8 protein-coding genes and 4 pseudogenes are annotated in these 10084 nt (G+C 51.2%); 2 read left to right on the forward strand and 10 right to left on the reverse strand.

The features are described 5' to 3' along the window. Window positions 1-443: 443 nt before the first annotated feature. The gene (locus tag QMG44_RS14685; RefSeq protein WP_281853144.1) at window positions 444-884 is read left to right on the forward strand and encodes a hypothetical protein; all 441 of its coding nucleotides are present in this window, start codon (window positions 444-446) and stop codon (window positions 882-884) included. 187 nt (window positions 885-1071) lie between these two features. Here the strand turns inward: QMG44_RS14685 and QMG44_RS14690 are convergent, their stop codons facing one another. The 4 genes from QMG44_RS14690 to QMG44_RS14705 form a co-directional block, all read right to left on the reverse strand. Continuing rightward, window positions 1072-1434 carry a YcgJ family protein gene (locus QMG44_RS14690; protein WP_281853145.1) on the reverse strand — a complete coding sequence of 121 codons (363 nt, stop codon included), beginning with the start codon at window positions 1432-1434 and terminating at the stop codon, window positions 1072-1074. Window positions 1435-1658: 224 nt separating this feature from the next. Next, window positions 1659-2081 (reverse strand): phosphate-starvation-inducible protein PsiE, encoded by a 423-nt coding sequence (gene psiE, locus QMG44_RS14695; RefSeq protein ID WP_281853153.1) that lies wholly within the window; start codon window positions 2079-2081, stop codon window positions 1659-1661. 543 nt (window positions 2082-2624) lie between these two features. Continuing rightward, the gene (locus tag QMG44_RS14700) at window positions 2625-3254 is read right to left on the reverse strand and encodes a helix-turn-helix domain-containing protein (protein ID WP_404997243.1); all 630 of its coding nucleotides are present in this window, start codon (window positions 3252-3254) and stop codon (window positions 2625-2627) included. A gap of 35 nt (window positions 3255-3289) precedes the next feature. Further along, on the reverse strand, window positions 3290-3988 hold the full coding sequence (locus QMG44_RS14705; RefSeq protein ID WP_281853147.1) for a DUF2913 family protein: 699 nt from the start codon (window positions 3986-3988) through the stop codon (window positions 3290-3292). A gap of 3 nt (window positions 3989-3991) precedes the next feature. Here QMG44_RS14705 and QMG44_RS14710 point away from each other — a divergent pair. Then, window positions 3992-4099 (forward strand): annotated as a pseudogene (locus QMG44_RS14710) (hypothetical protein); the annotation flags it as partial. A gap of 358 nt (window positions 4100-4457) precedes the next feature. On the opposite strand, the pseudogene tnpC reads toward QMG44_RS14710, so the two are convergent. The 6 genes and pseudogenes from tnpC to QMG44_RS14745 all read right to left on the reverse strand — a co-directional run. Beyond that, window positions 4458-5839, reverse strand: a pseudogene (gene tnpC / locus QMG44_RS14715) (IS66 family transposase); the annotation flags it as partial. Window positions 5840-5856: 17 nt separating this feature from the next. Next, window positions 5857-6228: pseudogene (gene tnpB, locus QMG44_RS14720) on the reverse strand (IS66 family insertion sequence element accessory protein TnpB). Continuing rightward, a pseudogene (gene tnpA / locus QMG44_RS24330) lies at window positions 6215-6544 on the reverse strand (IS66 family insertion sequence element accessory protein TnpA). The pseudogenes tnpB and tnpA overlap by 14 nt, the downstream one beginning before the upstream one ends. Window positions 6545-6888: 344 nt before the next feature. Then, window positions 6889-7866 (reverse strand): hypothetical protein, encoded by a 978-nt coding sequence (locus QMG44_RS14735; RefSeq protein WP_281853150.1) that lies wholly within the window; start codon window positions 7864-7866, stop codon window positions 6889-6891. Window positions 7867-8312: 446 nt separating this feature from the next. After that, window positions 8313-9137: a hypothetical protein gene (locus QMG44_RS14740; protein WP_281853151.1), complete on the reverse strand. Its 825-nt coding sequence runs from the start codon at window positions 9135-9137 to the stop codon at window positions 8313-8315. A 176-nt stretch (window positions 9138-9313) separates the two neighbouring features. Beyond that, window positions 9314-10021: an EAL domain-containing protein gene (locus QMG44_RS14745; protein ID WP_309299405.1), complete on the reverse strand. Its 708-nt coding sequence runs from the start codon at window positions 10019-10021 to the stop codon at window positions 9314-9316. Window positions 10022-10084: the final 63 nt, after the last annotated feature.

The following is a 10084-nucleotide window of genomic DNA, read 5'->3' on the forward strand; positions in this document are numbered from 1 at the left end:
AGTGACGCGCAGGAATGATGCCGGACATGTTAGATCATCACGCTACATATTTGCAATAAAACAGAATTAAAGATCGCAATTAGATCACAAAAAGAGATTTAATATCAAAATGTAACAAAAAAGACACATTAAGATAAATCCAATAAACATCATGACTACAGCATAAAACCGCTACATTCACTCGCTACTACGACTACCTACAGAATAATATTTTATTATTATTAAATTACGCCATCATGCAGGTACCGGGCAGGCTAAAATATTTCCTGATACGCGTTAAAAAAACACAAAAAGAAATACAATTCACCATTTCACACTATTTAATCACTTGCATAGCTATAAAAGTCAAAATAAATGCAATATAAAAGGATTTCATTAATCATTCGTTTATAAAAAACCTGAATATCATTCCGATCGTTTCATGATAAAAAGCCATTCTGATTATGACTACATTAAAATCTGTACTCCATTGTGCATTACTGGTGACCTCGGGTTCTTTGTTACTGACTGCTTTTACTGTTCAGGCAGATACAACGGTCACCTTTCTTCGTCATGGTGAAAAACCGGAGACATCTACCGGTCAGTTAACCTGCAAAGGGTTTAATCGTGCTCTGGCACTGCCATCAGTACTCTTAGCCCGCTTTGGCATGCCTGATGCGATTTATGCTTCAGCACCAAAGGAAAACAAAACAGGCAGTACGCTGCGTCCGCTGACTACGATTCTCCCCACAGCCATCCAGGCTGAACGCCCGGTGATTCTCAAATACCATGCCACGCAAACAGAGGGGCTGGTGAGCGATATTCTGTCTGCCCGCAGTCTGCATAAACGGGTATTCTTCTCATGGGACATAAAAATCTGGTGGTGGCTGCGAAGGGGCTGGTGAAACAGACCGGAGGCGATCCAGAGCAAATCCCCTCATGGCCCGGGCAGGATTTTGACAGACTGTATATTGTCCGACTTAACGATCATGGACGGTTTGAATCATTCAATAAAGAAACAGAGGGGCTGAACGGGGTAAGCGATCGTTGTCAGAAGTGAAAAGACGAAGGGACCCACCTGGATCCCTACGTTCATTGGGCAAACAGCCACTGTGTCGTTTTGCTGTCAATCTTACCAGACGGTTTACCATCAACCCCAAAGTAGCGGTCCTTGCGGCACATCTTCTCTTTGGTGTCGCAGTAAATGCCGTTCGTAAACGTAAACGCCGTGCGGTCAAAGTCGCCCTGCGACGCCAGCTGCTGGCTTTTTTTCGCGCCCAGGTATTTCGTCGTCAGCACATCCGAAATGCCTGTCGCATCAGCACAAAAATACGCATCGCAGACGACACCTTTTGCCGGTAAGCGCAGTTTATTGTGCTCTGCAGCCCCTGCCAGAAAAGACATACTTACCCCTATAACCAGCAACAGCGCACTAAATATGTTTTTCCTACTCATCCGTTTCCCTTGATTTGCTCTTGAATGGCCGTCTTAAATATCCAGGGCGCCCGCGCTTCCCAGTGTTGAACATTCGGGTGATAAGCAAATGTCCGCGCGTTGTTGCATTCCACTAAGGATATTTCATCACCCGCGCCCTCTCTCCGGAGGAGCACACCACTATTTGCGTTAATAATTTTCACGCCACACTACACACTCCAACAGGCGGCGCGACTCCCCCCTGCTCACTCACGCTTCAGTCGTGGCGAATTGCACAGCCACAGAGTCATAACCATCACCAGTATCGCACCGGCATACACAAACACATCACATGAAGACGGATGCTCCACAATAATCAGCCTGACAACGGCCGTGATGCCAATGTAGATGATGTAACGGAGCGGAAAATGGTATCCCGCCTGAAAGTACTTCACGATAAGCGCAATAAACTCAAAGTACAGAAAATACACGATCAGCCCAACCACCAGGCTGTATTTGGTATTATCCGTCACAGGCTGTAGTAATACCTGAGCAAGATGCCAAGTCTCTTTTGCAAGAAAAACGACCAGTATCAGCCCCAGCAACAATAGCGCTGCGTTGAGCACCAGTTGCAGACATCTGGCGATCCCTGCCGGTACAGCATGAAAAAGTTGGTCAGTTGGTAACATCCTTTCTCCTTGCCTTGTTGCCTTGTTGCCTTGTTGCCAGAACATCCGGAACCGACATAAAACACCACCAGCTAAGCACACTGCCTGCCACAGCCAGTCCCGCATACCATGATTCCCCTCGGACAGTGGAGTTATTAGTGTCGTCTCATTCGGTTGAGCGCGAACAGACAGCGGTAGATAGCGCGATATCAGGGTATATTGCCTGCCCGCACTCATGCGAATGGACTTTCCGGTCACTCCGGGTTATCCCTTCATCGCGGACCAGAAAGCCAGATGGACCACCACCAGGGCCTCAAAGCCCACACCTGCAACATCAGTGTCACCGGCTCGTTCCTGCTGAGCAAATGGCGGTCTGCGTCTCCTTTATACGGGGGCGGATATTACGAACGGAAAATGAGCCACACAAGGGCTTATAGTCAAGAATATGTTTCAGCCAAATACCAAATGTTAAAAACATTCATGATGTTACGACAACTTGTTCAATAAACAGGCGGGAGGAAAATGAGCAGGATAAGGTTCTGACGGTATAAACCCGGAAGCGCCTTACACACCGTCGCAACGGTAAACCGGAACCCGGCGGATTGTTCCGGTGAGCGAATCAAAGATGTCAGCGTCTGAGGTCACAATCCTCATGCCCGTCTTTCTCAGGCGCAGCACATCCGCTGCCATACGCTGGCAACCGAACCAGAAGAGAGCATCCAGTGCGGTCACCGCCAGTCCCGATGCAAGTGCCCGCCTGATACGCTCGCGTGGCGATTTCACCTCTTTTGCTATCTGCTGAAAGGGGGCTGACGAAACGCCATCCGGACTCACACGCCGTATGCGGGTCACCAGGTGATAATGAAATTCGTCCGGTATTGCACTGAGATCGGTCTTCAGGCTCCAGACGCAGCCAAAACGCTTCCCGTTGAAAATCGCATCTTTCTGATTCAGCTTTAGTTCATCGCGCAGACCGGCGATCAGCTGTGGTGTACGGAGCAACAGTAAGCGGAAAGGCAGTTCAAAGCTGGTGACATAATCGACGTTCAGCAAGGCAATACGCAGGCGTTCTTCCGCGCCGGCTTTTTGTTGTCGGCATTCTTCGAGCACATCCACCCACTGCCGGGTCAGGCGGGGCGCCTCGTCAGAGCATGAAAACTGATACTTTTCTATCTGATAGTCAATCCGCCCCATGCTCATCCTTTTACGTTAGTATTGCTAACAGCACTTCAGACATCAGCTACTGGCAACAGAGACAGTAAACACCCACCTGCGTGTTGCTCACCCGTCGCGTAACGCAGGTCCCGTGCATCAAATGCATCGCAAACAACACGCACCTCTCCGGCAACGATAAACGCCACCGGTGCGGACTGCTTACCCTCTTCAGTAAAATGGCGCTGCAGTTCGGACTTTCTTACCAGTAGCGCAGATACGTCCGCGTATTCGGTATACAGAGTTTCAGGAACCCATTCTTCGTCCGCCACCACGGCATTGACCCAGCCCTGTGATTTCAGGTGCTCAATCGCATGGGTCAGGCGAAACAGTGCCGACTGCTGCGTCACAGGCTCCGTGCAGGACTGCCAGAGGTATTGCAGCCGCTGCTGTAAATCCGCAGCAGGACCTTTCATTCGCACCAGACGCAACAGGCTGTCGATGTCGGGCGCAACGGAGCGCGGAAACCTGCGTTGTTTCTGCACATCAGCCAGCCAGCGGACCAGAAAAGTGTGAATGGTCAGCGGTGAACGTGCCTGGCCGTCCTGCTGAGCCAGTCGTAACCCCACCAGCGCGCACCAGGCAAAATGCGCCAGGTCAGCCAGTGATTCTTCGGGAGGTAATGCAGTGAGATTCTTTTTATTCATGACGGGGATTATATCGGCAGCACGTAGCGCGGAAAAGACCGTAAAGCCAGGGATATGAAAGTTGAGCAAAGGATCCCCATCCCTTCGCTCCAGACCCATTACAGATCCTTCATCACTACTACGAATGAGTCCGCCCCTGTTCCCCAATGCGTGCCGGGAACAGGTTCTCACGTTCCCTGAGATGGTCTGGCTCGGGCTCCTGCTGCCTTCACACCGGATGCCACGCAGTCAGTAAGCAGGTTACTTCTGCGCTTATCGGGGGACGGCTATACAACCCCGTTTTGACATCATCTGCGATTTCGATGCTTCATCGGACAGTTCACTTTCGTTCAACTTCCCGAGCCCCACGTGACAGTAGATCTCTGCCTTTTCCCTAGTAGCTCACCACCACATTCCTTAGAGTGCAGCAGCACCGGGTCGTTTGGTCAGTTTTCCTGCAAACCCTGACCGGAGGGCCCACCTCCACCCACCTCAGAACATGGAGAAATTATGCTGCAATTTTCACATTGTCGTCATCAGTTCTCCTTCGTGACACACACAACCAGTTTGAGCGGCCCATTACCACAGGTCTGATGGCGCGTTCGCAGCGATTGTTGTCAAGCGGCAGCGAACCATCACCAAGGAAGCGGCTGAGCGTTTCACGCCGTTTCAGCATATAGCCAACGGCCTTACTCAGCGCCGAGTTTTCCGGGCACGCATTCTTTTGTTGTTCAAGCCATAACCAGAGTTTATCTACCACTGGCCTGGAGTAATGTTGTCGCCACTGGCGGATCTTTCCTACCTGACGATGCCGGATCTTCTTTTCCAGTCGGTACAACCCGGCGATCTGCCTGACTGCCATCGCGGTGCGAGGATCTTTATTCGCTTTATACAGATCGGCGAAGCTACGGCGGGCGTGTGCCCAGCATCCAGCCAGCGTGATCCCAGGGACGTTTTCCGCCAGGGTCTTATAGGCGGTATGACCATCAACAACCAGTGAACCACGCCAGCCCTGAAGCCAGGTCGCAGGATGTTCATGTCCACGCCCCGTCTGACTGTCGAAGCAGACGGCCGGGCCGCTTTTTTCACCACTGGCGTAGGCCCACAGGTAGCCAGAACGCGTTTTACCGCCTTTGCGGGTATCCAGGATACGATCGGCATGCACCACGCTGCGGGTCAGTAGTTCCCGGTGCAACAGTTCCGACAGCGGGTTAAGCGCCACGCCGGCTGCGCCCACCCAGCCCGCCATCGTGCTGACAGGTAGCTCAACGTCTGCACGGGCGAAGATATGCTGCTGGCGGTACAGGGGCTGGTAGTCACGGTACTTGCTGACCACCACCTGTGCAACAAGGCTGGCCTCCGCGATACCTTTGGGTATGAGCTGTGCCGGCATCTGACCGCTGAACACCTTTTCACAGCAGGGGCATCCATACTGAGGACGAACGTACTGATTGACCACGAAGCGCGCCGGGATGTATTCCAGCTTTTCGCTGATATCATCGCGGATGAAGTGAAGCGCAACGTCACAGTCGGCACAGGTATCCGACACCGGTGGGATAGTTTTTTTGACACGAGGAAGCTGCGATGGCAGCGTTTTTCGTACAGGACGGTAAGCTGACGATTTTTCTGCGTCTTCCTTTGTATCCTGCTGCAGCAACGCGCTCAGTTGCGTTTCTGCGGCGGCGATATCAGCGTCGGTGTCTTCCTCGAAGAGCTGACGCTGCGGGCCAGCATCAGCGCCTCTTCCAGCAGGCGGATACGCTGCTCTTTTGCTGTCAGCTCGGCACCTTTCTGCAACTGAAGCTTGTGATTCTCGTCCACCACCTTTCTCACCATGGCAAGGGCCATAGCGCGAAGTTGCTCGATGTCATTTGTGGTGGTGAGAAGTGATATATCCATGCCGGTAATTATACTCCGGCACGGATATCCAGGGTTTTTCATGATGTTACCGGGTGTGATTACGGTGAGGCAATAGCAGGAACACTCTCCTCCCTGAAGACCCATTTGGCGAGGTCATGGCCATTGAGTTGCTGCCAGTCAACGCCGGTAATCAGCCAGTTGAACTCATCCTGAGTGAGAGACCAGGCTTTATCGCCCGCACGAGGCCAGCGAAAGTGTCCTTTATGCAGACGACGAACGCACAGCCAGACACCGTGTTTGTCCCACCGTAAAACCTTGATGCGTGAGCGGGCCTTGTTGGTGAAGACGAAGGCTGCACCTTCGTGCCAGGCGGATTTCAGCTCGTCCTAGACATACTGGGTCAGCGTATCGATCCCGCGCCGCATATCCACAGGTTTGACCGCCAGGAAAACATTCTCAGGCGTCAGCATGTTTGAGCGCTCTAAAGACATCGGTGAGCTGGGTGGCGTGACAACTCATACGGATGCCGCCGGGCAAAAACAACATGACAGGGTCGTTGACGACCGAAGGAGCCTGAACGACGGGCTACGCAGTAGCGATACGTACGGGTATCAGCCCTGATTCATTAACCCTGCGCTCCGCTTTGGTATCCTGCGGCCATTCCCGGAAAGTGGAAAATTTGATGTCATGCAATTCGCAGTACTGCTGACGGGTCAGACCGCTGGCGCGCCAGCTGGCAACATGGTGTCTTTTTTCTTCAAGCGTATAGAGTTTTCGTTCCTGCATGGTGTGTTCCTCAATAACCAGAAAACTGGAGGGAAAACCGATGCTAACGAACCAAAAGACAATTGGAAGATGAGTTCACCGCAACGTTACTAAGGTTACTTTTATGCCGTCTGTTGAACACATTCGGACCCTGCCTGCTGGCGGGCTCTTTTTTACATTACGAAATAAGATAAAGGATGACAATTAATTCAGGCGGGATTGTTATAGACAAAAAAATAATTACGTTACGTATTTTATTAAATTTTGGGGAAAAAGACAATTCATTGCATGAGCGCCTTTGCCAAAACCCTTTTATCTGATATCGTTTGCCTGACGAAGCTTTACAGCTTCGCCAGGTTTATTTGTTACTCTTTTAAACTAATGACCAGAAAATCATTGTCGTAGTTGAAGTTTATTTTATCCGTGTCTGCCGGCGCTCCGTTGATATAAACTATTTGATTGGCTTTGATCCAGAACATTATCATTCCCGGATCGGTAAAAATATCACCATCGGAGTTATATGAACAAGAGAGCAAAACCTCACCTTCATTTTTACCATCGGTAGTTATGAAGTTAAAACAGGCGCCAGGCAAATGGGTGCTTTTTTTTATGCCAAATGATGTAATGTCACAATACTTGCTTGTAAACCCAAGAATTGACACCTGGGGTTTCCCTCCATATAGATTGAATATTAAGCTTTGTGTTGTGATTTCTATTTTGTCAGTCTGAATTAATAGTTCAGCTCCATCCTTTACACTATAAATGGCATTTTTATCATGATTCAGTGACGACACCCGAATTTCTGCTGATGATTCATCATTTAATTCAAAAGGACCGTGAATGTTGCCATTTGATTCTGGGGAAGAGATAGTGCTTACAGAAAGTCTGGCATTATTTTCAAGTTTGACGGACTGATGTGTATCTCCAAACCTGAAATGATTTTGTAATGAATTGACATTCAGTAGTCCATTTGATGCAATGCCTACACTACCATTTGTAAGAAAGTCAAGCCCCCCCTGAATTTCAAGAGTGGCATTAAAATTCTTTGTACCGCCTATTTTTATACTGGAAGCATTAATAACTGCTGAGGAGGCTGCCGCACGTGAGAAATCTAATACGAATCGTCCTGATGTAACCTGGATGACCGATGAGTCCCCCCAGAATATCGCAGGGATTTTTCCCGATGGTTTGATTACATACTGATGGATACCAGCATTCATTGCGAACGTTGTTCCATCGGCTTTGTTAAAGTTATCCGTAGTATCTATATTATTGAATTGAGAGCCGTATTCTGAAGTGTAACTCTGAGTGATATTTTCATTCCACGTGAATTTTTTAAACATATGAAAATCCTTATAATTGCTCTTAGCGTTAGTGATAAAGTGACCGTTTAATATCGAATTGAAAATTAGCGCTTTTACTCTGACTATCATCTCTTAAATGAAAGTGACATCTATGTTCTCGCAACGAACTCTTACAAACATCTATAGATCAGCGTATTATTGTTGATTCAGGTTTTGCGTTTCTCAGGATTTCAACATTCCAGAAAAACACTGGCGCTAAATCGACACAGCACAGCATTCATGCGGGATTATGCCAGTCGTGTCTTGCCCGGAACTTTCATAAAAATGACAACGCCCGCAGAGCGTTTCCATCAAGGGGGGGGTATTAACACGACTGCTGTTATTTTATTTATGACACCATTCGATTCTGAAAACGGTTCTTTTCTCTGTCAATGACATCATATCCCCCCCTTCTGGCAGAGCATGTGGCTGACGTTATGCCGGACTCATATCTGGTCGAAATACACCATCCAGGACAGACTCACCGGGTCCCCGGCGGACGCGAGATCCGGGCTTCGCTTACCATTTATATTTTCCGGGTCGGTGGCAATCAGGGCACCGAACCCAATTTTGGCGGATTTATAAACCTCTTCTGGTTTATCTGACGAGAAATGCCCTTCATTATTCCCGTCATCCATCAGCACGCCCCCTCCCGCCTCCGCATATTCATCCGTCAGAAAGACAAAGTCCCCCTCACCCACGGGAGGTGACTCTAGCTGGGCTCCACTCTGGTTTTTAGGATTGCTGCCAAACGTCACCTTATCGTCCTGATTAACCGACGGGCCATCCCATGAAATTTTTCCGGTACCTGCCGTTTGTGTGTTGTTATCGGTGTAAAACACAGCATTCGCCAGAAGGGGCATAATTCGCCAGAACCCCCCTCTTTTGCCAAACGATTTCCTGAAGGACGGATAGTCATCATCTGTTGTCTCCATACCCGCACCGGGCACCGTCCGCACCGCCATTTTACTGCTCAACTGACAACCGTCCCCGCCTGTCGCCGTCAGCGTCACATATACGGGGTCATTACCGCTCGTCACCAGAACGGAAGCCCCCCCCTCCTTTCGGGTCCAGGTCATCTCCATCGTGTGGCTGGGTGCCCCGATAGTGACAGCACAACCGTCATCCGCCAGGACTTTAACCGAGGCAGAAATATCTACCTTGTTTGAATCATCTGCCGCCAGTGTCACACCCGAAGCGGACATCAAAAGGCAAAGACCGCAGGCCTGCAACGCTTTTACAACTGAGCTGTGTGCTTTATTACTTTCCATAAACACTCTCCTGTATTCATACATAGGCGTTTCCGGTAGGGAAGGCGGTTATCGCCAACCTCAGACAGGCTTTATTCCGCAGTGCCGAGAGTGGAAACGAACCTTATCCCTGTCAACGGAAACGGCCCCTTCCCCTGCTTCTGGCCAGTACATTCCTGTCAGAATATGGAGATACCTCACGGATGCTGCAAAAACACCCCGGTCGCGAGACACGCGGTCAGCCCTTCGGCCTGTACCGGCGGGGAGAAGAAGTACCCCTGCTGCTCGCGCACCCCGTGGGCCAGCAGCCACTCATGCTGGGCCCGGGTCTCCACCCCTTCGGCCACCACCTCCAGCGACATCAGCTGCGCCAGACGGATAATGAGTTCGGCCTGCGACACCGGGGTGGCGTCCAGGTGCTGCACGTGGCTGCGGTCAAGCTTCAGCCCGTCCACCGCCAGCACATCCAGACCTGACATCCCCTGGTGTCCGGTGGCGAAGTCATCCAGCATCACCCGGATACCCGCCGCCTGCAGGGCCTTCAGCAGACTCGCCCCACCCGGGACCCGTTCAAACTCCACCCGCTCCGTCACCTCGGCCGTGACCCTCAGGGCCTTTGCCCGGAACCGCTGCCGCAGGCGCAGGCAGTCCCGCAGAAAAAGGTCGCTCCCCGCATGGGCCGCACTCAGGTTCACCGACACGTCAAAGCCCGGCGGCAGCCAGACGCTCATCCGGTCAAGGTCACGCCGCACCTGGCGCATCAGTATCCGCGTCAGGGGCACGATAAGCCCGCTCTGCTCCGCCAGCGGTATAAAGCGTGCCGCGCCCCGGATACGCCCGTCCGGCAGGTGCCAGCGGGCCAGCACCTCGCAGCCGCAGACCCGGCCCTGACTGCCGTGCACCACCGGCTGGTACCAGGCCTGTATCTGCCCCCGGGCCAGCGCCCGGCGAAGCCTGCGGATCTGCCA

Origin of the sequence: Enterobacter sp. 200527-13 (assembly GCF_027924865.1) — a bacterium.
Classification (GTDB): domain Bacteria; phylum Pseudomonadota; class Gammaproteobacteria; order Enterobacterales; family Enterobacteriaceae; genus Enterobacter; species Enterobacter ludwigii.

Coding starts and splice junctions, on each gene's coding strand:
- QMG44_RS14685 (WP_281853144.1), top strand. CDS start 444: ATGACTACATTAAAATCTGTACTCCATTGTGCATTACTGGTGACCTCG.
- QMG44_RS14690 (WP_281853145.1), bottom strand. CDS start 1,434: ATGAGTAGGAAAAACATATTTAGTGCGCTGTTGCTGGTTATAGGGGTA.
- psiE (WP_281853153.1), bottom strand. CDS start 2,081: ATGTTACCAACTGACCAACTTTTTCATGCTGTACCGGCAGGGATCGCC.
- QMG44_RS14700 (WP_404997243.1), bottom strand. CDS start 3,254: ATGGGGCGGATTGACTATCAGATAGAAAAGTATCAGTTTTCATGCTCT.
- QMG44_RS14735 (WP_281853150.1), bottom strand. CDS start 7,866: ATGTTTAAAAAATTCACGTGGAATGAAAATATCACTCAGAGTTACACT.
- QMG44_RS14740 (WP_281853151.1), bottom strand. CDS start 9,137: ATGGAAAGTAATAAAGCACACAGCTCAGTTGTAAAAGCGTTGCAGGCC.